Source organism: Acinetobacter sp. 1294243, assembly GCF_000588015.1.
In the GTDB taxonomy this organism is placed as follows: Bacteria; Pseudomonadota; Gammaproteobacteria; order Pseudomonadales; family Moraxellaceae; genus Acinetobacter; species Acinetobacter pittii.
Genome location: NZ_JFXG01000001.1, coordinates 510,596 through 535,227, shown reverse-complemented (window position 1 = coordinate 535,227; position 24,632 = coordinate 510,596). Strand labels below are relative to the sequence as shown.

The following is a 24,632-nucleotide window of genomic DNA, read 5'->3' as shown; positions in this document are numbered from 1 at the left end:
CAATCAAAAAGGATTTAAATGATGGACGCTATAATTGCTGTGTTATCAAAAAATGCATTAGTCACTGCTCTTGCCGTAACGGGTTTAATGATGTTTGTTTCCCATTTACTCTCAAAATATTTGACGAAGGGAAAACTACAAAGCTCTGCAATCGCGATTACTTTAGGTTTGGTTGTTGCTTACTTTGCAGGGGTTTATACGCAAGGAACCAAAGGCGTTTCTGACATCGCTATTTTTTCTGGTTTTGCGCTGTTGGGCGGAGCCATGATTCGTGATTTAGCTATCGCTTCAACTGCATTTGAAGTTGATGTGAAAGAAGTGAAGAAAGCAGGCAAAATTGGTCTAATTGCATTAATGCTTGGTTGTGTTGTGCCTTTTGCAATTGGGGTTTTGGTTGCATGGAGCATGGGCTATAGAGATCCAATTTCGATGACAACGATCGGTGCAGGCGCAATGACTTATATTGTAGGTCCGATTACAGGAACCGCAATTGGCGCGAGCTCTGATGTAATCGCTCTTTCTATTGCAATTGGTTTAATCAAGTCAGTTTTCTTTATGGTAGGGACGCCATTGCTTGCGAAATTTATGTATCTAAAAAGTCCGCGCTCTGCCATGGTCTTTGGTGGTTTGGCTGGAACAACCAGTGGCACAGCAGCAGGCCTAGCTGGCACTGATGTACGATTGGTACCTTATGGCGCTTTAGTTGCAACCTTCTATACAGGACTAGGGTGCTTACTTGGACCTTCTGTATTTTTCTTAACGGTTAATGCGATTTTTGGATAAATTTTTGAAAATCCTATAACGGCAACTCATTATTCTTTAATAAGTTGCCGATATTTATCTTTGAAAATTAGAGGCAAACATTCGACATTCAGCAATCAGAGCAAGTAAGTTTGGATCGCGCTCTTTACTTTTTAAAAAGACGAGACCGATTTCTTGTTGCATGTGATATTGCTGTTTTAGTGGAATAAGTTTTACTGAACTTTCATAAACTGCAGAAATACGACCGGGTAGTAGAGCAAAACCGACACCTGAGCTGACCATACTAATTAAGGTAAAAATATCATTGACCTGTAAAGCAACTTTTGGTGAAAAACCAGCTTTTTTAAAAATGATGTCGCTGTCGTTATGAGTTGCAAACCCCTTAGTTAAAGTTAAAAAAGTTTCTTCTTTTAAAAGGCTTAAATCAATATCTTTAAAATCGGCATATTTTGAATCTTTATTGACTGCCAGAAAGATATCGTCTGAAAACATTGGCAAAATTTCAAAGTCATCATCTTGAGTAGTTTCATTTAAAGCCACAATAATGGCATCAAGCTCCGTGGCTTTCAGCTTTTTCACCAAATCCTGATTTGAACTCAGCAACAGTTGAATATCAAGCTCACTACGTCGGAGCTTAAGACCGCTAATCACATTTGGAATTGTATTTACAGTCAAAGAATAAAGAGAACCTAAATGTAAAACCTTAGCTGCAAAGCCAGCGGCTTCTCTGGTTTTATTTACGGTAATAAAAATGTCTTGTACGATTTTTTGTGCCCGTTCTTCAAAGACATAAGCACTTTTTAAAGGAATGAGATTACGGCCTTCATTTTTAAAAAGAGGGCAACGTAAAGCACTTTCTAAAGAATGTAAGGCTTTATGAACACTGACATTACTCAACTGCATTTCTGTGGCTGTTTTAGACAAATTCCCACAGCGCATAAAAGCTAAAAAAATCTGTATTTTTTTAAGGGTGAGTTCTTCATCAATTTCCATATTAATTCCTTGAACCAGTTTCCCTTAACACTATAGATTTGAGCTATAAAGTTAGCACAAAATAAAGACTATAAAATTGTGCTTAGGTCGAAGCATATCTTTATAAACTTGCTTCAACTCTTTGTTGAATGGTTTTGATGACTTGATCTAAAGCATTTTGAATTTTAGTGTTCCATTCAAAAGAACAGTTAATTCTCAAATAATGCTGCTGTGCGGGTAAAACACTAAACAGAGGACTTGGTGCAACGCCAATGTCTTGCTGAATCAACGCTTCATAAACTTGCATACTGTCTAGGGTACTGGGTAGTTTGACCCATAGAAAATAACCACTTGGGTAGTAATACACTTCACAAGAGTTAGGTAAATGTTGCTTCAAATAATGATAAAACTGCTTTTTATAACGCTCGAGGGAAAGTCTAAGGGTACGCAAGTGCTTTTCATAATGATGATGAGACAAAAACTCAACCAATGCATTTTGAATGAGTGCATTCACTGAAATAGTACTCATGAGCTGTAAGTGTTGAATATGGTCTGAAAATTTACCCGCATAGACCCAACCGACCCGAAAACCTGCACCTAATGTTTTAGAAAAAGACGAACAGTGCAGTACCAGATTTTGTTGATCAAAATACTTCATTGAAAGTGGTTTTTGCCCACCGTAATAAAGCTCTTCATAGACATCATCTTCAATTAAATAGATTTGATGTTCGTGAAGCAATTTGGCAATTTTATATTTAATGTCATCACTGACTGTAAAGCCAATCGGGTTATGGGCATTCAGCATCAGCCAACACACCCTGATTGGATATGTTTGAATAACCTGTTCGAAAGCCTCTAGGTCAAAACCATGTTGAGGATGTTCAGGAATGGTAATCACTTTAAGTCCTAAACGCTCAGCGGCTTGCCATGCCCCATAAAACACGGTTTGCTGTAATAAAATATAATCGCCGGGTTGAGCAACCGCTTGTAGCGAAAGGTTTAGTGCATCTAAACCTCCAGATGTAATGACAATGTCATCTGGATCGGTCTGTATACCTTGCATACAGTAGCGCTGAGCAATCAGTTTTCTTAACGCTAAATTACCAGGAGGCAAGCTTGTGGTCTGGTCATAGCTTTGTCTTTTGCGCGCAAGTTGCCCCATAATTTGAATAAGTTTAGGTGCTGTTAAAAGCTGACTGTCTGGAAAAGCTGAGCCAAAAGGTACGACAGATTCATGTTGGATTGACTTAAGATATTTAAAAACTAAGGAATTAATTTCAATTTTAGAGTTTAGTGAAACAATTGAATATTGTTCGAGTGGCTTTAGTGCAATTTGCTCGGCAACGAAGTAACCAGATTTTTCTTTTGAATAGATCAGACCTTGTGATTCAAGCTCCTGATAAGCATTCATTACAGTCATTAAGCTAAAGCCAGAGCGTTGTACTTGATCTCTTAATGAAGGTAATTTTTCATGCGCATTTAAAGTGCCGCTCTCAATGAGTTGGCGAATGCTATGAGCGAGTTGTTCTGATTTATACATGTATGAGCTGCACGAAATAACAAAATGAAAGAAGCACTTAATCAATAATAAATGCCGTTTGCAGAATCTACAAACGGCATTTGTTTAGAACAATAGATTTACTTTAAGTAAGGGGCTGCATAAATCAAGATAACTTTAAACAATCCCGCAATCACAGCTAAGGCTAAAAACCCCCCGAGCCATAGCAAAATAAACCATTGGGTTTGATTGAGTTTAACGGATGACTTTTTCATAAAACCCTCCATACTTAATGATAGCCTTCATCACCTACACGGACTTTGTCTCTAAATACCCAGTAAGAGACAATGGTGTAAGCAATAATGATTGGAATCAAGATAAGTGCGCCAACCAGAGCAAACATTTGGCTTGAATGAGGTGCTGCAGCCTGCCAGATGGTGACTGATGGCGGAATAATATAAGGCCATAAACTAATTACAAAACCAGTAAATGCAAGGAAAACGAGGGCCAATGTATATGCAAATGGTTTGAGGTCGTGATCTTGCTTTTTACACGCTGATAAAATCAGACCAACAAATAACAAGACCAAAATAGGCACAGGACTAAAATAGAACAGATTTGGTAAAGAGAACCAGCGATCTGCAATTTCAGGATGAGTCAGAGGTGTATATAAACTTACGCCACCAAAAATAATGAGCAGTGCAATAATCAGCTTTGGCATAAGCTCATACATACGTTGCTGCAAGCCTTTTTCAGTTTTTAAGATAAGCCAGCCACAGCCCAAAGTTGCATACATCGCAACTACACCAATACCTGTAAAGATCGTAAATGGAGATAACCAGTCAAATGGACCACCAGCATAAATACCATTTTCGGTTTTAATCCCTTGGATATAGGCACCTAAAATAATCCCTTGCAGGAAGCTAGTTAAAACTGAACCCCAAATAAAAGCTAAGTCCCAAAGGTGTTTGGTGCGATGAGCTTTAAAGCGGAATTCAAACGCCACGCCACGGAAAATCAGGGCGATCACCATAAAAATGATCGGTAAATATAGTGCGGATAAAACTGTTGAATAGACCAGTGGGAATGCTGCGTATAGACCAGCACCACCGAGAACCATCCAAGTTTCGTTACCATCCCAAACAGGAGCGACGGTATTCATCATGACATCACGTTCTTGGCTGTTCTTAATGAAAGGGAACATAATTCCTATTCCTAAGTCAAAACCGTCCATGACCACGTAAATTAAAACACCTAAACCAATAATACCGACCCATATTAAAGAAAGATCAATCATGATGTTTCTCCCCAGATTTTTGATTATCGTCAATGTTTTCATCGACCGCACTGAGTGGACGCATTGGTGTTTTAAAGTGTCCAACGCCACCAGTTTCAACATTTGGTGTATCGATAAATACAGGGCCTTTATTAATCAGTTTTAAGGTGTAGTAGATACCGCTACCAAAAACGATGGTATAGACCACCACAAAAATAAACAGGCTAAGTCCGACCTGATCTGCGGAAACAGTATGTGAAAGCCCGTCTTTTGTGCGCATAATGCCGTATACAACCCACGGTTGACGACCGACTTCAGTTGTTACCCAACCTGCAAGCATGGCAACGTAACCAGAAGGCCCCATTACTAAAGCAAATTTATGGAACCAAGATGTTTCATAGAGTTTTCCACGCTTACGTAACCAAAGCGCAATTAAAGACAAAGTGACCATGAGTACACCAAGACCCACCATCACACGGAAGCTCCAGAAAACGATGGTTGAATTTGGACGATCTTCTGGTGCGAAATCTTTTAAACCTGTCACTTGGCCATCTAACCTATGCGTTAAAATTAAGCTACCCAAATAAGGAACACCTACTTCGAAGTGGTTACGTTCTTCTTTCATATCGGGAATTGCAAATAGCAATAATGGCATTGGTTCATTGTGATTGGTTTCCCAATGTCCTTCCATTGCTGCAAGTTTGGCAGGTTGATGTTCACGGGTGTTTAACCCATGGTTATCGCCAATTACCACTTGTAAACATGAAGTCACAAGCACCATCCAGAGACCCATCGAGAACGATTTTTTCACCAATTCATCGCGACGGCCTTTTACTAAATGCCATGCAGATGTTCCGACGACCAATAATGATGAAACTAAGAAAGCTGCTGCACCCATGTGGGCAAAGCGGTAAGGGAAGGATGGGTTAAAGACAATTGCAAACCAGTCTTTTGGCACAATAATGCCATTTTCGATAGCAAAGCCTTGAGGAGTCTGCATCCAGCTATTCGAAGATAAAATCCAGAACATGGAAATACATGTTCCGATGGCCACCATAAGTGTTGCGAAGAAATGGGCTCGAGGACCAACCCGTCCCCAACCAAATAACATAATGCCTAAGAAACCTGCTTCTAAGAAGAAGGCACTCAAGACTTCATAGGTAAGTAAAGGACCAGTAATACTTCCGGCGACGCGTGAAAATTCACTCCAGTTCGTACCGAACTGGTAACTCATGACCACGCCCGAGACCACACCCATACCAAAGGCAACGGCAAAGATCTTAATCCAGTACTTAAATAGATCTTTATAAATCGGATTTTGGGTTCTTAACCATTTCCACTCTAACACTGCTAAAAAGCAGGCAAGACCGATGGAAGTGGCCGGAAAAATAATATGGAAGGATACTGTAAAAGCAAATTGTATTCGCGCTAATTCTAGAGCGGTTAGACCGAGGCTCATAAACTTTCCCCCTGTGAACTAGCTGATGATGATTGAATGAGTTAAATACTTATTTTCAGGCAACAAAGTATTTTGGCGATTAAACTTACTTCTGTGATAAATGTTCTTAGCAAGTAAAATGCCAACAGGGTTAAGCAATATAATTGCTTGATATTCCAAGAGAATAGACTGATTGATTGTTCTCAATCTGTTAACAAAGTTTATGCTTGATGTTGCATTTGTAAAAATGCATGTTGCATTGAAACATTGATGAAATATCTGGCGATATGCAATAGATCGTCTCATGAAAACTACCTACCTTAAGAAGTTTCCTTAATCATGCACTTACTCTTTTTGTATATGTAGATACAGAAATTTTTTATAAAACTATAACAGTCTGGAGCAGTCATGAGGTGTGCTATAGTTTTTTTTCAATTATCTGTAGCTATGTATCCATTCTTCAAAAGTCCAAAATAAATGAACAAGATTTACGAATGGCCAAAATCACTCTCCAAAACAAAGTGAATGCGACTTTGGGTAATAAGCGCAGAATAGTTTCTTCTCTTTTATTCCTTTGTTGTTTTGCGTGAGGTCTGGTTGTTACGTAGGTTATTAAAGACCTGATTTAAGTGTAGCTCTTCTAAAATAGCTTGGATGTTAAAAAATGTTTATTACTTCTCAACTCAATGTCCTGCATAAAATTATTAAAAATCAGCCTATTCCTGTATCTATATTAGTTCAGTTAGAGCAGACTTACGTTAATTTTGAAGCTACTTTATTAAGAGCGAAAGTACTCAGAGACTTTTCTAAATCTGAAACTGTATATTTAATCCAATCTCATATTGAGCCACAGCAAAGTAGTGTGGCCTATCTATTTTCACCATTTATTTTTGCTAACTTAAACAAGGCAGCTATTTATACAACGCCTGCAACTGCGCCTGTGCTTTCTATTCTGAATAAATATTACCAAGCTGAGAAGAAAGTACTCTTTAAAGTAGATGACGTTTTAGAAAGTCTAAAAATTTATATAGATTTGGAACTTGCAGAGCTTAATGAAGTCGAATTTATTTATCTAAGCTTAATCAAGGCACTATGCCGAAGTGATCTCTCTACAGTGTTTTTAATTACGAGTTTAGACATAGATATCGAGCATTTAGAAGCACTGGAGCAATTTTTAAAGGTCAAAATTTATTGGATTAAAACGACAAAAGATGATGACTTGAAAAATTTAAATAGCTTAGAAATGCGGAAATTATTATTCAAAAATAAAAATGAAACTTATGTCAAATTATGCGCAAAATTTGCTCAAATGAATGCTGAATTGGTAGTACTCTGTGACACTTTTACGACGCCTCAAATGACGCATTTAATTGACGACATGTTTTATTCAGAACATATTTTTGAAAAGTTATCTGTCTATTCAGAATATATGCAAACCTTATTGCAAAGTCAGCATAGTCTTAACAAGAAAGAGATTGCTTAGCGCTTTCAGGCTTTTGTTTCGCGTTATATAAAGAATGAATACAGTTATAAAAAAATAATCGTTTTCATGTGAAATAAATATTTTATGGTAAAAGCAAAGCAATATTGGTTTTACTTACATGACAAATTTAAATTTTGAGCATCATCTCGGTTCACTAACGCATGCAGCACTTAGTCAGGCCTCAATTATTTCTCGCGTGTGGGGTGAAGGGCCTTCGGAACGTTATGATGAATTGGCAAAAAATTTCAGACCGACTTTTGCCCGTATTAAAGAAGGGGCTTTAATACGTGAGCAACAGCATATTTTACCTTATGAACAACTTCAGTGGCTTAAAGATATCGGGTTTACACGCTTACGACTTCCCAAAGCTCATGGGGGCTTTGATGCAACCATTCCTGAATTATTTGCATTGCTCATTGAACTTGCAGAGGCCGATTCAAACTTACCGCAAGCTTTGCGTGTGCATTTTGGTTTCACTGAAGATGTCTTGGTAACTAAAGACAATGCTTTTCAACAGCGTTGGTTTAGCCGAATTGCAAATGGAGAAACAATCGGTAGCGCATGGTCAGAAGGTGGGAAAGAGTCAATTGATCAGTTTGAAACACATTTGTATCGAGACAGTGAAGGAAAAATTCGCGTTAAAGGTAAAAAATATTACACCACAGGGAGTTTATATGCAGACTGGGTTGATGTTGGTGTAACAGATTTAAAGGGTGAATCTGGTTCGGTCGTTGTTCGCCGTGAAGATGAAGGTGTCGAAATTGTTGATGACTGGAATGGCTTTGGTCAGCAACTCACTGCAAGTGGTACAGCATATTTCCATGATGTATTGGTCGATGAAGCTGAAATTTTACCTGATGATGATCGTTTTAAATATTCAGCGGCTTACTATCAACTGGTTCAACTGGCAATTATTACAGGTCTAGGGCGCGCTGCAACCTATGATGTTTCTCAAGCTGTTGCTAAACGTACCCGAAACTACACGCATGCAAATGCCCAATTTGTAAAACAAGATCCGCAAATTTTACAAGTCGTAGGACAAATTCGTGGTGCGGCTTACAGTGCAGGGGCGATTGTTGAAAAAGTCGCACAAAGCTTACAACGTGCTTACTTGGCTGCATTTCAAAATAATGAGCAGCTTGAAGAAGAACAAAATGCACTTGCCGAGCTTGAAAGTGCACAGTCTCAAACGGTCATTACCGATCTAATTTTAAATGCCTCTACAATTTTATTTGACGCTTTAGGTGCTTCCGCAACAGATAAAGATTTAGGCTTAGATCGATACTGGCGTAATGTACGAACGTTATCTTCACATAACCCGAGAGTATTTAAAAATCGAATTGTCGGTGATTTTAGTGTAAACGGTACATTACCACCGTATCAATGGCGAATAGGGAATGTTGCTAAAAAATAAATTATAGTTTTAGATATTAAGCTGCTATTTTTGCGGCTTAATATTATTTATATTTTTAAAATAAATTATAAAAGCCTATTAGAATAAAATCATATTTTGTTTGGGGTTTATATTATAAAGAAAACCTAAAAATTGCTTTAGTATAAAAATTAAATAAAATGCTGGTTGATAGTTTATGACTAAGAAAATTAGTTTTAATGCTTTTGAAATGAATTGTATTGCCCATCAATCTCCTGGATTATGGCGGCATCCTCAAGATCGATCTGTTGAATATAAAGATTTAGAATATTGGACAGATTTAGCGCAAATTCTTGAGCGTGGTTTTTTTGACGGTATTTTTATTGCAGATGTGCTTGGTATTTATGATGTTTATCATCAAAGTGCTGAACATGCCTTAACAGGTGCAGTACAAGTTCCGGTCAATGATCCGCTTCAGATTGTGCCAGCGATGGCTGCAGTCACCAAGCATTTGGGTTTTGGTGTCACGACCTCTATTTCTTTTGAACATCCTTATCCTTTTGCTAGACGTATTAGCACGCTAGATCATTTAACCAAAGGTCGAGTTGGTTGGAATATCGTGACTTCTTATTTGGAAAGTGGTTCGAAAAACTTGGGCCTAAAAACTCAGGTTAATCATGATAATCGTTATGATATTGCTGATGAATATTTAGAAGTCCTTTACAAACTTTGGGAAGGTTCTTGGGAAGAAGGTTCGGTCCTGCGTGATCGTGAAAATGGTATCTTCGCTGACCATAAAAAAGTGCATCCGATTCAGCACGAAGGTAAATATTTTACTGTACCGGGTATTCATATTTGTGAACCATCACCGCAAAGAACACCAGTACTTTACCAAGCAGGTGCATCTTCACGTGGGCAGAAATTTGCCAGTCAAAATGCCGAGTGTGTATTCATAGCAGCGCCGTCTAAAATTGCCACTAAAAAAGTGGTACAAGGCATTCGCCAGAAATTGGCTCAAGAAGGCCGCGATCCGTACTCTGTCAAAATTTATGCGCTTTTATCGATTGTCACTGATGAAACCGATGCAAAAGCTCAGGCTAAGTTTAAAGAATATCAAAGCTATGGAAGCTATGATGGTGCTTTAACCTTGCTGTCTGGCTGGTCAGGTGTAGATTTTTCACAATACCAGCCAACGGATAAAGTTGAATATATTCAAACCAATGCCATTCAATCTTTATTAGATTCTTATGTAAATGCGGACCCAGAACGTGTTTGGACCATTGAAGAAATTGCAAACTGGAACAGCTTAGGTGGGAATGGACCTGTGTTAGTGGGTTCGGCAGAAACAGTTTCAGATGCTCTACAGCAATGGGTGGAAGATACAAATGTCGATGGCTTTAACCTTGCCTATATTTTGGCGCATCAAACCTTTGCCGATGTGGTCGAATTTATTGTGCCAGAGTTGCAAAAACGTGGGGTATATCAAACCTCATATGCACAAGGAACATTAAGAGAAAAACTATTTGGTGCTGGGCCATATTTGCCTGAAAATCACCGAGGTGCAAAATATCGTAATCTAAAAGAGTTAAAACTTGCTGAGGCGAGTTAATATTTTAGAAAACCTTTAAATAAATAGCTGGTTAAATACCAGCTTTTATTTTGTCTTTTTATATCGGTTTTACTGCTGAGTTAATAATGAAAAGATAATTCTATAATTTAGATTAAAACATCAGATTAATTTGTTTTTGTATTATGTGAATAATCATTATTTTGTTTCTGTTATTAAAATTCAGGAATTATTAAGTGAGCACACAAGAACTCGATCATAACCACCGTTATGAAATTAAATCTCCCGATGATGTTTCACAATTAATTTCAAAATTTGCAGGGAAGGGTAAATCGAATAAAGTTATTTGGTTGGCACTGATTGGGGTATTTATTGATGCCTATGATTTAACAACGCTCTCTTTCGGTATTGAGCAAGTTATCTCAGAGTTTTCTTTAAGCCCTGTGATGACTGGTGTGGTGGCTTCAGCAATTGTCTGCGGAACTATTGTTGGTAACCTGATTAGTGGTTGGCTGACAGATAAAATTGGCCGTTATCGGGTCTTCATGGCGGACATGGTGCTCTTTGTCATTGCGGCAATTGTCGCAGGCTTTGCACCAAATGTCTGGGTTTTGATTTTAGCCAGATTTATTATGGGAATTAGTGTTGGTATTGATCTGCCTGTGGCAATGTCATACTTATCTGAGTTTTCCAAGTTTAACGGTAGGAGCAACAAGGCAGCCCGTTTAGCCGCATGGTGCCCAATGTGGTATGCCGCTTCTTCGGTGTGTTTTGGTCTAGTTCTGGCACTTTATTTTCTTTTACCACCAGAGCATAGCAATTGGCTATGGCGAGCATCTTTAATTTTTGGAGCCGTGCCCGCGTTACTCATTATTTTCATTCGTGGTAAATATTTAACTGAATCACCAATCTGGCTTGCAAACCAAGGTGATTTAAAAGGTGCAGCTAAAGTTCTACAAGAATCCTATGCAATTAATGCAGTCGCTACAGTTGAAAAAGTAGAAAGAACTGCTGAAAAGAAAAAGCGCGAGGGGTTTGCGGTTTTATTTAATAAAACCTATTTGCCAAGAACTATTGTGGCCATTGTGATTCACATTTCGGTGGCATTTCAGTACACGACCATTGCCTTCTTTTTACCTTCTATTTTAACGCGATTCTTTCATACAGATGTCTTGACGACCATTACTACAACACTCGGACTCAATTTGCTGTTTGCATTTACGGGCGGGCTGTTAGGTGTATTTGTTGCTAGCAGATTTAAATCTCGTCATGTGTTGCTTACAGGCTTTTTACTCCAGTTTATTGCCCTGATTGCCTTAGCATTAATTGGTGAACCCGGTAATAGCTTTTTACTCTACACCGCAATTGGCATGCTCGGTTTGTGGCTTTTTGCTGAAGGTTTTGGGCCAGGTGCACAAATGATGGTCTATCCGACTATGGCTTATCCAGCTTCGATTCGTGGTGTTGGTGTTGGCTTTAACCGTGCAGTAACGGGTGTTGCTCAAGCAATTGCTTTGTTTGTTTTACCAATCTGGATGGCGGGATATAAAACTGATGTTTACCTGATTATTTCTATCTTTGCGTTTATTCCTTTAATTGTGATTGGGCTACTGATTAAGTTTGAGCCTACCGCCCAAGATGTCGATGTTATCGATGAGGATAAAACAGAACTTCCTCTCAATAATTCACCAGTAATCGACTAGAGTAAAAATAAATATCTAGATAAAAATAAAGGCCAACATCTGTTGGCCTTTATTCTTGGATTTAGAAGTAATAAGCAAAAATTACAAATGCTTTTTTGTTCCATTTATCATTACTTCCACCAGCCGCAAGGCCTTCGCTATCGCCTAAATATGGGTCATGTTTCCCCATCAGCAACTCGGCTTGTACCGTCAATTTTTGATAATTAAACGCAATACCCGGAATAAAACGGGTGGAGTCTTTAAAGCCATCTTGCTCTTTGCGATAAGAACTATAGTTTAGGTATGGACGAACAGAGGTAATAGGGCCAAATTGCTGAGGAAATAAATAGCTCAGTTCGGCTGAATAAATCTGACCTTTGGTTGCCGAGTTAAATGAATAATCGAAACCGCCCAAAGTTAGGTGGTCTTTATATTCAGTGTCGGCATTATCAATGTCTTGATAACCAGCCAAAAGCTGTAAATTCCATTGGTTATAATTGGTATTGCTAAAAACTGAATAGACTTGGCGATCGCCATCTTGCCCTGAACGTTTATTTTCAATAGTGGAATACCATGCGGAGGCACCCAGTTGAGTAGAGAAATTTTCTTGGCCTAAGACATTTTTAAAGGTATGAGCACCGCGAACAACAATGGAGTTCTTTTCTTTAGTATTGGTGCCTTGTGGTACAGAGTCATCCGCATTGACTGGGTTGATACTAAATCGACTCGAGTCTTTGCTTTTACCTCTATAGGTGCCACCATCGGTAGGATAAAAGGCGAGTTGTGCTTCATTAGTTCCATCATTGAAATCATATTTCACCCCAAGGTTGTGTACATCTTCCCAACCGGCACTATTGGCAATGCCTAAATAATAAGTATTTCCCCAAAAGCGACCCAAGCCAAAAGGAACGGGGTTTAAGCCAGCAATAATTTTACTGTTGTCATTAATTTTATAACCCATCCATGCATCGGTGAGCCAATTGGCATCGCCTAAACGCCCATAATATTCATAAACCCGATAATCTAAACGACCAATCCATTTCGGAGAGTTATAGTCCAGCCATAATACGGCGTCATTAAAGGAAAACTTACTGGTAGTGGGTTCAGAGTCAAAATCATAAATATATTTAGCCCGAACAGTACCACTTACTTTAAGTTCACCTTCTTCAGCATTGCCAAAGGTAAGTGCTGCATGACTTGAAAGGCTGAATGTAATCAAAGACGTTGTAATTAATGTTTTTTTCAAAATTTGAGAATGTTTAAACAAAAGAATTTTTCTCCTCTTAAAAATAAAAATTAAATTTGCGTCATGTATAAACCAGAAAAAGATTTGCCCAAATCTCAATATTTGCAGAGGTTTTAAGATAAAAAGATAATAAAATCTGAACTTTATATAAAAGAATGAAAATTAATTAGATGCAAAACTCTGGATGCAATAAGCAAAAATAAAAATGATCAAATATGAGAGGATAAAATACTTAGAGGCCGTCTGTCAGGCTTGCCTAATCATATGATTTGTGAATATGGTTTTTAATTATTGATATATAAGTATTTTTATTTTTATTTTTATTTTTATTTTTATTTTTATTTTAATCTGTAAGTTTACTTGGAATTTGCTTTTTACCAAAAGATAAAAACTTATAAGGAAAAGTTATTTATAAAAATTAGATAAGCAACTCATATTTTTTTATTTTTCATTATAAAGCCGGCTGCATACCATGGGCTTATATTATTGAAAGATCATGAAATTATGAGCACAAAAACCAAACCGTTGATTATCACGGCAATTGTGGTTGTAGCAATTGTTGCATTTATCGTATGGCAAAATAAGAAAGATAATAATACGGGTGCTTCAGTTCGTGACAACAAACCTGTCGTGATTGCTTATCAAACCGGAGTTGACCCAAGCAAAGTTGCACAGGCGAATGGAGACTATGAAAAACATAGTCAACGTACCATTCAATGGAAAAAATTTGATGCGGGTTCAGATGTTGTAAATGCACTTGCTTCAGGTGATGTGGTACTGGGCAATATTGGATCAAGTCCACTTGCTGCTGCCGCAAGCCGTGATTTACCGATTGAAGTATTCTTAATTACTTCAAAACTTGGTGGGTCTGAAGCATTAGTGGTAAGTAATAAATCAGGCATAAAAAGCCCTCAAGATTTAATTGGCAAAACCATTGCTGTACCATTTGTTTCAACAACCCATTACAGCCTTTTGTCTGCACTTAAACATTGGAACATTCCAGAAGACAAAGTAAAAATTATTAACTTGCGTCCACCTGAAATTTCAGCTGCATGGGAACGTGGTGATATTGATGCTGCCTATGTTTGGGAACCTGCTTTAAGTAAAGCCAAAGCATCTGGTACGGTTTTAACTGACTCGAAACAAGTCGGTGAATGGGGTGCCCCAACTTATGACTTATGGGTTGTGCGTAAAGATTTTGCAGAGAAAAATCCTGACTTTTTAAAAGCTTTTGTGCAAACCACACTTGAGCAGCTTGAAAAATATAATCAAGATCCAGCCGCTTACGTTAAAGATGCCGATAACGTGCAAAAAATTGCCCAGCTCACAGGTTCTGATCCAAAAGATATCCCGCTTTTATTAAGTGGAAATATTTATCTTGATCATGCTCAGCAAAAACAAACGTTAGATGGTGAATTTGCGCAAAATATTTTTGATACGGCGAAATTCTTAAAAGGTCAGGGCAAAGTCGATCAACTTAAAGCCGATTATAAAGGCAATGTGAATTCTTCATTTTTGCAGCCTTAAGGAGTTGTCATGAGTGTATTAGAAGCCAAACATATTCATCTGACTTTTCCTAAACAGCAAAAGCCAGTTTTACAAGACATTAACCTAACGATTGAAGAAGGTTCTTTAACCGTAATTTTGGGCGAGTCTGGTTGTGGCAAAACAACCTTGCTTAATATCTTGGCAGGCTTTCAAAAGCCGAGTTCAGGTGATGTGCTTGTAAATCATGAAGTGGTAACTGGACCAGATGTAACTCGCGCTGTTGTATTTCAGGATCATGCCTTACTTCCTTGGTTGAATGTTGCAGATAATGTTGGCTTCGCTTTGCAGTTAAAAGGTTTAAAGCGTGCAGAGATCGAGAAACAAGTGAGTGCAATTTTAAAAATTGTGGGTTTAAGTCACGTTGAAAAAGCCAATATCTGGGAACTTTCCGGTGGTATGAAACAACGTGTTGGTATTGCCAGAGCTTTGATCAGTCACGCGCCGTTTATTTTATTAGATGAACCTTTTGCCGCATTAGATGCTTTTACGCGTGAAAACATGCAGCAGTTAGTGCTCGATTTATGGATTCAACAAAATAAAAGCTTCTTTTTGATTACTCATGACATTGAAGAAGCATTATTGCTCAGCAATCAGTTAGTACTGATGACAGCACATCCGGGCAAAATTGTAGAAACTCTACATCTCGATTTTGCTAAACGATATCGTCAGGGCGAGTCTATTCGTTCGATTAAGTCGGACCCTCAATTTATTCAGCTCAGAGAACAGCTGTTTGAAAGTTTAAGGGCACAAAAACAAAACGGTAAGGAGGCGTTACCTACATGAATACTAAAGATAACGTCTATGAATATGACAAAGCAGAGCTAAAACTTAAGCCAGATGTACAAACAGAAAATGCTTCATTTCTATCGTCATTTTTTGAGAAGCATCGAACTTTGGCAGTCAGCATAATTAGTGTGGGAAGTGTGGTTGCACTCTGGTTGCTCATTACTGCTTTGCATGTCGTACCTGAACTGTTTTTACCGAGCCCACAGGCAGTCTGGCAAAAATTTATATCGGTCAGCCAAGAAGGCTTTATGAAGGCGACTTTGTGGCAACACTTGGCCGCTAGTATCTCGCGTGTGTTTTTAGCTTTGATTGCTGCCGTGGTGATTGGCGTTCCGCTAGGCTTATGGATGGGTCTGAACAAATGGGTTCGTGCTGTTCTAGATCCTTTAGTTGAATTATTACGTCCAATTCCGCCGTTAGCTTATTTACCCTTACTCGTAATTTGGTTCGGTATTGGCGAAACCACAAAAGTACTTTTGATTTTCTTCTCGATTTTGGCGCCTGTGATTATTAGTAGTGCGCATGGCGTGTTAAGTCATCAGTTGAATCGTGAACGTGCTGCATTGTCGCTAGGGGCAAGTCAGTCACAAGTCTTTTGGCATGTCATTTTGCCAACAGCTTTACCTCATATTATTACCGGTATTCGTATTGGTCTTGGGGTTGGTTGGTCAACATTGGTTGCAGCAGAGTTGGTTGCAGCGGACCGCGGTATTGGTTTTATGGTGCAATCGGCAGCGCAGTTCTTAATTACCGATACGGTGATTCTGGGCATTATTGTGATTGCGATTGTCGCAGTTAGTTTTGAGCTGTTTTTACGTTGGTTACAAAAACAGTTTTCTCCTTGGTATGGTCAGCAGTTGTAGTAAAGAAGATGAATACAGAAGTAGCAAACTTAAATATTGAAGTGATCAAGCCTACCATTGGCGCAATTATTCACGATATTGATTTGAATGCGTTAAATGAACAGACAACGCTACAAATCCAGCAGGCTTTGCTTGATCATCAGGTTATTTTTTTTCGAAAGCAACAATTAGCGCCGCAAGCACAAGCAGACTTGGCACGCAGTTTTGGTAGCTTACATGTGCATCCGATTTATCCGTCAATTGAGGATGTACCAGAAGTGATGGTACTCGACAGTTGGAAACAAGACTTACGTGACAATGAACTTTGGCACACAGACGTGACTTTTAGTAAACCCCCGCCTTTAGGTTGTGTATTGCAAGCCATTAAAATTCCACCTGTAGGAGGCGATACATTATGGTCGAGCAACACAGCAGCTTTTAAAGGACTGCCGCTTGAGTTACAGCAAAAACTACGTGGCTTAACTGCAACCCACGATATTCGTAAGTCTTTTCCACTTGAACGTTTTGCCCATAACGAAGAAGAGCGTGAAAAGCTGTTGCAAACCTTTAAGCGTAATCCTCCAGTGGTTCATCCAGTGGTGCGTACCCATCCGGTCACAGGCGAGCCTTTGTTGTTTGTAAGTGAGGGCTTTACCACTCGCATTAATGAGTTACCTGAACAAGAAAGTGAGCAATTACTTAATTTCTTGTTTGAGCATGCGACCCAAGAGCAGTTTCATTTACGCTGGAAATGGCAAGACGGTGACGTCGCGATTTGGGATAACCGTTGCACACAACATAAAGCATTATTTGATTATGGCGATGCCCATCGAATTATGCACCGTGCAACTATTAATGGCGATGTGCCATTTTATAAAGAAGAACAACAGCCAGAGTTAGCAGAGGCTTAATTCCTTTAATTATTCTTTGTTTCAATTCCAACGTAGCGTTTTGAGTTGGAATTGAAACAGTAAGTTATCTCTATTGTGTTCCAAAACCCGACAATATACCTGCGTAGTTTTTTACAGGAGGTGGGGCCCAATCACCGACTTTGCTGGTTTTTAAATTTAATTGAACTAGCATTTCAGCTTGTTTAACGGCTGCAGCAACGCCGTCAATAACGATTACGCCTAACTCGTTTTGTAGCTTTAGACACAAATCACTCATACCTGCACACCCTAAAACAATCGCATCGCTTTTATCTTCAGCGAGTGCTTTTTTGCATTCATCTCGTATGGTTCGATAAGCATCTGAGTCAGGAAGCTCCAATTTTTCAACGGCAATGTCACAAGCTCGAACATTTTTGCAAAATGGCGTAGCCCCATAGCGTTGAGCCAGATGCCAGCTCATATTCACTGTGCGTTGTAAGGTTGTCACCACACTAAAACCGGTACTGACATAACTTGCAGTTCGCATAGCTGCTTCGGCAATCCCAATCACAGGTGCCGAAGTGATTTCACGGGCGGCATAAAGCGCAGGATCACCAAAACAGGCAATGATATAGGCATCTACATTTTGCTGTTCACCTTGGCGAATTTCCTCTAACACACCTACGGCACTTAGTGCTTCATCATAATAACTTTCAATCGTTGCAGGGCCCATTTGAGGACTCACTGCAATAATTTGAGTATCAGAATTTGCGACTATATTTGCTGATGCAGCAATTTTTTCAGTCATGCTTTGAGTGGTATTAGGATTAATAATGTTAATTTTCATTGTACTTTTACCTTAGTCATTGCCGATTTAGCATGGGCAAGCGGTTGGTTAAGAAATCGGTAAATGACAAAACCGAATCCCATCCCAATAAACCATGTGAAATTAGCCAGCCCAGAAAGTTGCGGTAAAAGTACGCAGAGAATAGGAATTAATGAAGCAGGAATTAAGGCATAAAAGGCAGAGTGGTTATAACCATTTTTGTACCAATACAAACCTTTAGTATCTAAGGTATATAGATCATCCACTTCGATTTTTTGTTTTTTAACGAGGTAAAAATCGGCGAGCAATACACCAAAAAGTGGACCGATAAATGCGCCTAAAATATCAATGGTGTAATGGATCACTTGAGGGTTATTAAATAAATTCCATGGGGTAATGAAAATTGAACCTACTGCTGCAATCATTCCACCCATGCGCCAACTAATTTTGCTCGGTGAAACATTAGAAAAATCAAAGGCAGGTGAAACAAAGTTAGCGACAATATTAATCCCGATGGTGGCAATCATTAAGGTCAAGCTACCTAAAATCACCACAAAGGTGTTATCAAGTTTGCCAACCATCTCGACAGGGTCTGTAATGAGCTTACCGTACACTGGAAGTGTTGCTGCAATACACACCACAGTAAGTAAAGAAAAGCCTAAGAAATTAATCGGTAGTCCAAGAAAGTTACCCATTTTAATGGCATTAAAACTTTTGCCATAACGAGAGAAGTCACCAAAATTCAGCATAGGACCTGAAAAATATGAAACAACAAGCGCAATAGCACCAATCATGACTGGTACAACCGCAAAACCGTCGTATTGAACACCGCTCAATTTTAAATCAATATTCTGCCATCCAGCTTTCCATATGAGCCAGACTGCCATCGCAAACATCACAACGTAGACAGCCGGACCTGCCCAGTCAATAAATTTACGAATGCTGTCCATGCCAGACCAAAAAACAATCGCTTGCAGTAACCAAAGCAGCATAAAGCCAACCCATCCTAAATAGGAAAGCCCAAGAAAGCCGTAAGCTGAAACGTCAGCATAGACTGACCATTCTGGGAAAAATTTTAAAATAACCAATAAGAAAGCACTTGAGGCCAAATAGGTCTGAATGCCATACCATGCGACAGCAATAAGACCACGGATAACGGCAGGTATGTTTGCACCAAGCACACCAAAGGTTGCACGACAAATAACCGGATAGGGCGTGCCAGTTTGTTGACTAGACTTGGCAATCAGATTTGTAAAAAACTGAACTATTGCAATCCCGATGAGTAAAGAGAGAAGTACCTGCCAGCTATTCAGCCCAAGAGCAAAGAGACTTCCGGCCATGACATAGCCACCAACACTATGAACATCAGACATCCAAAAGGCAAAAATATTATAAGCGCCCCAAGTTTGCTTTTTTAAAGGAGCTAGGTCTTGATTTGTTAGCTTTGCATCATAAGAAGGTTTAATTATTGCTTCGGTATTATTCATCTTGAACACTCACTTCCCTATGTTGGGCGGGCACGTTCTTCAGCAGCTTGAAACTCTGGCTAAAAGAAAGAAGTTAAAATTGTGCACAATGTGTTATTTTGATTGTGCACAATTATATTGAGCAAAAGTTGTGCCAAATTCGGGGGTAGCATTGATGAGATTGTTTAAACTGGTACGGAATTTGGATATAAAGAGACAGCTTTATAAAATGAGAAGAGATTAATTTTTATAAAAAGTACATAAACTTAGTTATATAAGCTGATATTTTAAGGTTTATTTTTGAATTGTTCAGTAGCACATAGATGCAGTGGAAATGAGAGTAATATTCCCAAAAGGTTAAGTTAAACTTACACTACAGTTATTAGATAAAGTTTTAAAAAGAGGAGGCGTTAATAAAAATGGAGAAATCAATGCCATCGAATGCACTAAAAAAAGCCGTAGAAATGAGCAATGATGAAATTGATGACCATATATATAACGCTATTGTTGATGCCATTTTAAATAGGCAACTTACACCTGGGGCGCGTTTGGTTGAAGCACCCCTATGTGAGGCATTCGGTGTAACGAGGGGAGTGTTAAGACGTGTTTTCGTAAAACTTGCCCATGATAAGGTCATCGAAATTCAGCCCAATCGTGGGGCACTCATCGCAAAACATAGTGCTCATGAAACAAAAGAAGTCTTTGAAGCACGCAGCATGCTTGAAATTGTCACTGTAAAAAAGTTAGCTCAAAAGTCTCATCACTTAGATTTTAGTGAGCTTCGAGCCTTAGTCGATCAAGAGTCGCAAGAGCGATTAGCTGGTAATTGGGCTGAGTGGATTAAGCTATCAGGACAATTTCATTTGAAATTGATTGAAGCAAATCAGAATACGATCATGACTAATTATTTGCAGACACTTATTGCGAGAACTTCGTTATTAATTGGGTTATATGAAATTCCAAAACATAATAATTGTTCTGCAGATGAACACCGTGCAATTTTAGATGCAATAGAGCAGGGTGATGAAAAACGAGCAACTCAATTGATGGAAGAGCATTTAGAACACTACGCGACGACATTTATTCAAGAAGATAGCACAGCGTCACCAGAACAAAATTTATTAAATTTATTTAAAAATAAGAAGATCGAAACCATTCAAACTAACTGAAAACTATGGGCCAATTCCGATGGAAAAGGCCCAGACCACTTATTTTATAGGAACGATTTGACGTGTTAGAAAATCAATAAATAATTTTACTTTCTTCGATAAAATCTTACGGTTTGGCCATGTGACATATAAGTGAAGCGGCTGACTAGTGTAGTCCTCCAAACATTTCTGTAATTTACCTTCTTTGTAGTAAGGCTCTGCAATAAACTCTGGAAGAAAGACAATACCATGATCTTTTAGACACATATCTAATAATAATTCACCATTATTGCAGGTCATTACAGGGAAGCAATTGAAAGACACTTCCTTCTGATCTTTTTGGAAAATCAATTTTTTATGTCGGCTATCTTGATAGTAAATTAGAAACTTGTGTTCTTTAAGTTCTTCTAATGAATTTGGTAATCCATGCTGATTAAAATACTCAGGAGTTGCATATAAATATCGTTGATAGGTATTTAATATTTTACTATTTGCTAAATTTGGAGGAGAGCCATCTACACGGATTGTTAAATCAAATTTATTATTATTCATATCTAACAGCTGATCAGTCATGAATAAATCAATTTTTATGCTGGGATATTTCTCAATAAAATCTGAAATGATATGTTGAAGAAAAATGTTACTAAAAGACATTGGCGTATTGAGCTTGAGTTCGCCTTATGGGTACTGCTGATTGTAGCTAATTTCATAGGCAGCCCATTCGAACTCACTTAAAATGACTTTGCTATGTTGATAAAACTTTTCCCCACAAGAGGTGAGGTTCATCTGTCTTGTAGTTCGGGTTAACAGTGTGGTTTTGAGGTCATTTTCGAGGTAGCAAACACGTTTTGCAACCAAGTCACGAGAGATATCAAGTGCTCTAGCTGCGCTACTAAAATTCCCGTGTTCTACGACACTTACAAAAGTGGAAATACAGTCTAATCGATCCATGGATAAGCGAATGGTAAAAAAATATATATCAATGATTAAACTATAAAAATTAAAAAGCAATCATTGTTTTGATTGTATTCGTACACAATACAGATTCGAGCTGATTTACTGTCTATGCTTTTACATTTTTATCTGTTTTCATAATAACCAGTAAGCAATTTTAATGCATTACTCATAAGGAATAATGGAGTTTACCCATGAATAAATCACTTTTAGAACAACTATCACCAACCAATTGTCAGGTTATTTTTATTGATCATCAGCCACAAATGGCTTTTGGGGTACAATCAATAGATCGCCAAGTATTAAAGAATAATACTGTAGGATTAGCAAAAGCAGCTAAAACATTCAATATTCCTGTCACCATTACGACGGTTGAGACTGAAAGCTTCTCTGGTCATACCTATCCAGAACTTTTAGACGTATTTCCAGATGCACCATTACTAGAACGTACTTCAATGAATTCATGGGATGACCAAAAAGTACGTGATTCGCTTGCAAAAAATAATCGTAAAAAAGTGATTGTTTCAGGTTTGTGGACTGAAGTGTGTAATAACACCTTTGCTTTTGGTGCAATGCTTGAAGGGGATTATGAAATTTATATGGTTGCAGATGCTTCAGGTGGTACATCCAAAGAGGCACATGACTATGCCATGCAACGTATGATTCAAGCGGGTGTTGTTCCAGTAACTTGGCAACAAGTATTACTTGAATGGCAGCGTGATTGGGCACACCGTGATACGTATGATGCAGTTATGGCGATTGTACGCGAACACTCTGGTGCTTATGGTATGGGTGTTGATTATGCTTATACGATGGTACATAAGGCACCTGAACGTACAACATCAAAACACGAAGTACTTGCACCAGTTCCTGCAAAATAAAACACTACTGATTTAGGTAAAGGCATGTCTAGTATTCAATATTTAAGTGATATTAATACAGATATGCCTTTATTTTTTAGAACGATAATTCACAAGAATGGAGTTCAGAATGACCGAAATAAACCTCATACTCATAAACGGTAAAATCACAACACTAGATCCTCAGAACCCCGAAGTACAAGCAATTGCGATTGCAGACGGTAAAGTATTACGCACGGGTACAAATGATGAGGTAATGAAACTCGCAACTCCAACAAGCAAAGTTGTAGATTTAAATGGCCGTCGCGTTATACCAGGTCTAAATGACAGTCATTTGCATATTATTCGTGGTGGCCTAAATTACAATATGGAGCTGCGCTGGGAAGGTGTGCCATCTGTTGCCGATGCGTTACGCTTACTCAAAGAACAAGCAGACAATACTCCAGCTCCACAATGGGTTCGTGTAATAGGCGGTTGGACTGAATTCCAGTTTGCCGAAAAGCGTTTACCGACTTTAGAAGAAATTAATAAAGCTGCACCAGATACTCCTGTCTTTATTTTACATCTATATGCTAGTGCCATGTTAAACCGAGCTGCGCTTGATGTATTGGGCTTTAACAAAGACACACCGGACCCATCTGGCGGCAAGATTGTACGAAATGAAAAAGGTGAGCCAACAGGTCTCTTGCTCGCTACGCCATCGGCTATGATTTTATATTCGACCTTAGGGAAAGCACCAAAATTGCCAGTTGAAGATCAAGTCAATTCAACTCGTCATTTCATGCGTGAACTGAACCGATTAGGCATTACTTCAGCAATTGATGCAGGCGGTGGTGGTCAAAACTATCCTGAAGATTATGATGTGATTAAGCAATTACACGATCAAAATCAGATGACCGTACGTATTGCTTATAACCTATTTGCTCAGAAGGCAGGCCAAGAGCTTGATGATTATCGTCGCTGGACAGAAATGACATTTCCGGGCGATGGTGATGAGCTATTTAGAATGAATGGAGCAGGTGAGAACCTGACTTGGTCAGCGGGGGACTTTGAGGACTTCTATGAACCACGTCCAGATTTACCAGAAAAAATGGAAGGTGAACTCGAAGCTATTGTAGAGCACTTGGCTGAAAAGAAATGGCCATTCCGTATTCATGCAACTTATGATGAAAGTATTAATCGCTTACTGAATGTATTTGAAAAAGTAAATTCAAAACAGCCATTTGCGACACGATTTATTATTGACCATGCCGAAACTGTATCTGAGCGTAATATTGAACGTATTGGCGCGTTGGGTGGTGGTATTGCCATTCAACACCGTATGGCATATCAAGGTGAGATTTTCGTAAAACGCTATGGTGCCGAAGCCGCTCAGGCAACGCCACCAGTCAAGAAAATGTTAGAACTTGGTGTTCCTGTGGGTGCGGGGACAGATGCGACTCGTGTTGCTTCTTATAACCCTTGGGTGTGTTTGTATTGGCTAAGTACTGGTAAAACAGTCGGTGGTTTACCACTCTATGATGAAAAAAATCTATTAGACCGTCAGACAGCACTCAAACTCTGGACTAAAGGTTCGGCTTGGTTCTCTGGTGAAAAAGATGTTAAAGGCTCATTAACAGCAGGAGAACTTGCTGATCTTGTGGTATTGTCCGATGACTACTTTAAAGTAGAAGCTGAAGATATCCAGTGGATTGAGTCTGTACTTACTGTCTTAGGTGGCAAAGTGGTCTATGCCGGGGCAGAGTTTAAGCAAGACGATCCGCCGTTACCACCAGCTTCACCAACATGGTCACCAGTAAAGCGCTTCGGTGGTCAGTGGCGGTTATCTGAAAATCGTAATGCACCTTCTAATCAATCATTACAGTCACAAAGTGCTTTGTGTGCATGTGCTAGCAGTTGTGGTATGCATGGGCATAGCCATGCTTGGATGCTTGATGTTCCTGTAAATGATAAGGACAAAAAATCTTTCTGGGGCGCACTTGGGTGCTCGTGTTTTGCATTTTAAATAAAACAGTATGGGAACTTGCTTCATTAAAT

At 38.8% G+C, this 24,632-nt stretch carries 20 protein-coding genes and 1 pseudogene; 12 read left to right on the top strand and 9 right to left on the bottom strand.

Annotation, left to right across the window (positions count from 1 at the left end; all coding sequences use genetic code 11):
* Positions 1-21: 21 nt before the first annotated feature.
* Positions 22-783, top strand: coding sequence for a malonate transporter subunit MadM (gene madM / locus J655_RS07420; protein WP_000338775.1), 762 nt, complete (start codon positions 22-24; stop codon positions 781-783).
* Between the two features lie 54 nt (positions 784-837).
* Here the strand turns inward: madM and J655_RS07415 are convergent, their stop codons facing one another.
* The 5 genes from J655_RS07415 to J655_RS07395 all read right to left on the bottom strand — a co-directional run bounded on the left by J655_RS07415 (position 838) and on the right by J655_RS07395 (position 5,967).
* The gene (locus tag J655_RS07415) at positions 838-1,755 is read right to left on the bottom strand and encodes a LysR family transcriptional regulator (protein WP_032006715.1); all 918 of its coding nucleotides are present in this window, start codon (positions 1,753-1,755) and stop codon (positions 838-840) included.
* Between the two features lie 100 nt (positions 1,756-1,855).
* Positions 1,856-3,274, bottom strand: a complete 1,419-nt coding sequence (locus J655_RS07410) for a PLP-dependent aminotransferase family protein (RefSeq protein ID WP_032052212.1) — start codon at positions 3,272-3,274, stop codon at positions 1,856-1,858.
* Between the two features lie 98 nt (positions 3,275-3,372).
* Positions 3,373-3,507, bottom strand: a complete 135-nt coding sequence (locus J655_RS24350) for a hypothetical protein (protein ID WP_000749813.1) — start codon at positions 3,505-3,507, stop codon at positions 3,373-3,375.
* A 14-nt stretch (positions 3,508-3,521) separates the two neighbouring features.
* A complete protein-coding gene (gene cydB, locus J655_RS07400; RefSeq protein ID WP_032006713.1) occupies positions 3,522-4,529 on the bottom strand; it encodes a cytochrome d ubiquinol oxidase subunit II in 1,008 nt (335 codons plus the stop codon).
* Complete coding sequence (locus tag J655_RS07395) at positions 4,522-5,967, bottom strand: cytochrome ubiquinol oxidase subunit I (RefSeq protein WP_032006712.1); 1,446 nt, start codon at positions 5,965-5,967, stop codon at positions 4,522-4,524. The genes cydB and J655_RS07395 overlap by 8 nt, the downstream gene beginning before the upstream one ends.
* Before the next feature lie 643 nt (positions 5,968-6,610).
* On the opposite strand from J655_RS07395, the gene J655_RS07390 reads away from it, so the two are divergent.
* From J655_RS07390 to J655_RS07375, 4 genes are all read left to right on the top strand, one after another.
* Positions 6,611-7,429 carry a hypothetical protein gene (locus J655_RS07390; protein ID WP_032006711.1) on the top strand — a complete coding sequence of 273 codons (819 nt, stop codon included), beginning with the start codon at positions 6,611-6,613 and terminating at the stop codon, positions 7,427-7,429.
* Between the two features lie 118 nt (positions 7,430-7,547).
* Positions 7,548-8,843: an acyl-CoA dehydrogenase family protein gene (locus J655_RS07385; RefSeq protein WP_032006710.1), complete on the top strand. Its 1,296-nt coding sequence runs from the start codon at positions 7,548-7,550 to the stop codon at positions 8,841-8,843.
* Between the two features lie 175 nt (positions 8,844-9,018).
* Complete coding sequence (locus tag J655_RS07380; protein WP_032006709.1) at positions 9,019-10,410, top strand: LLM class flavin-dependent oxidoreductase; 1,392 nt, start codon at positions 9,019-9,021, stop codon at positions 10,408-10,410.
* Positions 10,411-10,604: 194 nt separating this feature from the next.
* Positions 10,605-12,071: an MFS transporter gene (locus J655_RS07375; RefSeq protein WP_032052211.1), complete on the top strand. Its 1,467-nt coding sequence runs from the start codon at positions 10,605-10,607 to the stop codon at positions 12,069-12,071.
* A gap of 61 nt (positions 12,072-12,132) precedes the next feature.
* On the opposite strand, the gene J655_RS07370 is transcribed toward J655_RS07375, so the two are convergent.
* Positions 12,133-13,317, bottom strand: a complete 1,185-nt coding sequence (locus tag J655_RS07370) for a hypothetical protein (protein ID WP_017481610.1) — start codon at positions 13,315-13,317, stop codon at positions 12,133-12,135.
* Between the two features lie 465 nt (positions 13,318-13,782).
* Between J655_RS07370 and tauA the strand changes: the two genes are divergently transcribed.
* The 4 genes from tauA to tauD are packed head-to-tail and all read left to right on the top strand — an operon-like array spanning position 13,783 to position 17,383.
* Entirely contained in the window at positions 13,783-14,823 is a 1,041-nt protein-coding gene (gene tauA / locus J655_RS07365; RefSeq protein ID WP_025469831.1) for a taurine ABC transporter substrate-binding protein, read from the top strand.
* 9 nt (positions 14,824-14,832) lie between these two features.
* The gene (locus J655_RS07360; protein WP_005069761.1) at positions 14,833-15,627 is read left to right on the top strand and encodes a taurine ABC transporter ATP-binding protein; all 795 of its coding nucleotides are present in this window, start codon (positions 14,833-14,835) and stop codon (positions 15,625-15,627) included.
* Positions 15,624-16,493, top strand: coding sequence for a taurine ABC transporter permease TauC (gene tauC / locus J655_RS07355; RefSeq protein WP_005069758.1), 870 nt, complete (start codon positions 15,624-15,626; stop codon positions 16,491-16,493). Before J655_RS07360 ends, tauC begins: the two co-directional genes overlap by 4 nt.
* Before the next feature lie 8 nt (positions 16,494-16,501).
* On the top strand, positions 16,502-17,383 hold the full coding sequence (gene tauD, locus J655_RS07350; RefSeq protein ID WP_032006707.1) for a taurine dioxygenase: 882 nt from the start codon (positions 16,502-16,504) through the stop codon (positions 17,381-17,383).
* 70 nt (positions 17,384-17,453) lie between these two features.
* On the opposite strand, the gene J655_RS07345 is transcribed toward tauD, so the two are convergent.
* Positions 17,454-18,188, bottom strand: a complete 735-nt coding sequence (locus tag J655_RS07345) for an aspartate/glutamate racemase family protein (RefSeq protein WP_032006706.1) — start codon at positions 18,186-18,188, stop codon at positions 17,454-17,456.
* Positions 18,185-19,654 (bottom strand): NCS1 family nucleobase:cation symporter-1, encoded by a 1,470-nt coding sequence (locus J655_RS07340; RefSeq protein WP_032042237.1) that lies wholly within the window; start codon positions 19,652-19,654, stop codon positions 18,185-18,187. The genes J655_RS07345 and J655_RS07340 overlap by 4 nt, the downstream gene beginning before the upstream one ends.
* A gap of 398 nt (positions 19,655-20,052) precedes the next feature.
* Between J655_RS07340 and J655_RS07335 the strand changes: the two genes are divergently transcribed.
* The gene (locus J655_RS07335) at positions 20,053-20,802 is read left to right on the top strand and encodes a GntR family transcriptional regulator (RefSeq protein ID WP_065421942.1); all 750 of its coding nucleotides are present in this window, start codon (positions 20,053-20,055) and stop codon (positions 20,800-20,802) included.
* Between the two features lie 39 nt (positions 20,803-20,841).
* Here the strand turns inward: J655_RS07335 and J655_RS0104230 are convergent.
* A pseudogene (locus J655_RS0104230) lies at positions 20,842-21,732 on the bottom strand (LysR substrate-binding domain-containing protein).
* Positions 21,733-21,929: 197 nt separating this feature from the next.
* Here J655_RS0104230 and J655_RS07330 point away from each other — a divergent pair.
* Entirely contained in the window at positions 21,930-22,616 is a 687-nt protein-coding gene (locus J655_RS07330; RefSeq protein ID WP_001043290.1) for a hydrolase, read from the top strand.
* Between the two features lie 109 nt (positions 22,617-22,725).
* Positions 22,726-24,600 carry an amidohydrolase gene (locus J655_RS07325; protein ID WP_032052210.1) on the top strand — a complete coding sequence of 625 codons (1,875 nt, stop codon included), beginning with the start codon at positions 22,726-22,728 and terminating at the stop codon, positions 24,598-24,600.
* Positions 24,601-24,632 lie beyond the last annotated feature (32 nt).